3 protein-coding genes are annotated in these 1325 nt (G+C 69.7%); 2 read left to right on the top strand and 1 reads right to left on the bottom strand.

The annotated features are described in order from the left end of the window. Positions 1 to 195: hypothetical protein (locus WDW90_RS37180; protein ID WP_336492735.1), on the top strand; the 195-nt coding region annotated here is incomplete at its 5' end. A gap of 167 nt (positions 196 to 362) precedes the next feature. Next, positions 363 to 578, top strand: coding sequence for a hypothetical protein (locus WDW90_RS37185; protein ID WP_336492736.1), 216 nt, complete (start codon positions 363 to 365; stop codon positions 576 to 578). A 344-nt stretch (positions 579 to 922) separates the two neighbouring features. On the opposite strand, the gene WDW90_RS37190 is transcribed toward WDW90_RS37185, so the two are convergent. Continuing rightward, positions 923 to 1325, bottom strand: a 403-nt coding sequence (locus WDW90_RS37190) for a transglutaminase-like domain-containing protein (protein WP_336492737.1), incomplete at its 5' end; no start/stop codon positions are given.

The raw sequence follows: 1325 nt of genomic DNA on the forward strand, positions 1-1325 counted from the left end.
CGCATGAGCGCGCTCGCCGGCGTCGATCTCATCCTGACCATGCAGGACGGCCGCGCCCAGGCCTTCGGACCGAAAGAGCAGGTCCTCGCCCGACGCGGCGGCCCCGCTCCTCAGGGAGCCGGTGCTCCGGAACGGCCCAGGTCCGTCCGCCCATCGACCTCGGAGCCTGCGATGCCGCTCAGCAAGAGCGCGTGAGGCCGGCCCTGCGTCGATCCGCAGGATCGCCCGAAGACGCCGGCTACCGGTCCGGCGGCACCCCGGGGCCACGGTGACCCGCATCACAGTCGCGGCGCGCCATCGGCGGAATACTCGGGACCAGAACAGGAGCGGCAATCGGCGCCCTCGAACAGAGGATCACTGGGATGGAAACCGAAGCCTTCGAGCGTCCCGCCTCTCTCAAGGTCTGGCATGCCGAACCCGAGCACTTCTTTCCGGCTGAGCCGGAACGGTTCGGAAGCCTGCGCGAGGCGATCGCCGCGGCAGGCGACATCCTGGTCGAGCCCGGTCGCCACCCCTGGATCGTCACGGAGGAGGGCGACCTGCTGCCGCCGAACTGGATCCGCACCCAGCTCCACTGAGCGAGCGTGGCCGGCCCCGGGGTTCAGCGATGCCCGACGGTCACGGCGCGCCGATCGGCCGAGCGGGTCGTCGCGCCGCGGATAGGCCGGCATTGCCCTGTCGGGCCCGCGAGTACGGCGGTTCGTGTCGAGGCAGCCGCATTCGGTTCGAAGCACCGGCGAGGGCAGATGGTCTGCGCCGGCGCTACCCGCTACGAGAAGGCCGCTTCCAGCTTCGCCGGTGTCCTCTGCCTTGCCGCCGCACTCGACTGGCTCAAGTCATAACAGGCCGTAATCGCCATTGGGCTGGAAGGTCTCGCGATTGATCGGCCCATCGAGCACGAACGGAGCCGCAATCCATCGGCTTACGAGGTGACGCTGACCTCGACGGACATGCCTTGGGGGGCGCCAGCGGGGCCGGTGAAGCTGCCCATCAGGGGCGCGGCTTGGCGGATGTCGCGCGCGACAGCGACCGGGATCAGGTTCGCGCCGCCCACACTGCGGTTGGTCGGGTCGAAGGTGATCCAACCCGCACCGGGAAGGTAGACCTCGGCCCAGGCATGGGTCGACCCGACATCCGCCGAGCCTAGCAGAGTGCGGGTCGGATCATGGAGGTAGCCCGAGACGATCCGGGCTCCGAAGCCGAGGCTGCGGACGGCCTCGACGAAGAGGGTCGCGAGATCCCGGCAGGAGCCCACACACAACGCAAGGGTCTGGCTCGGCGACTGCGTGCCTTCGTCCTCGCGCGCCTGGTAGCCGATGCCCGCA

Source organism: Methylobacterium nigriterrae (assembly GCF_037106235.1).
Lineage (GTDB): Bacteria > Pseudomonadota > Alphaproteobacteria > Rhizobiales > Beijerinckiaceae > Methylobacterium > Methylobacterium nigriterrae.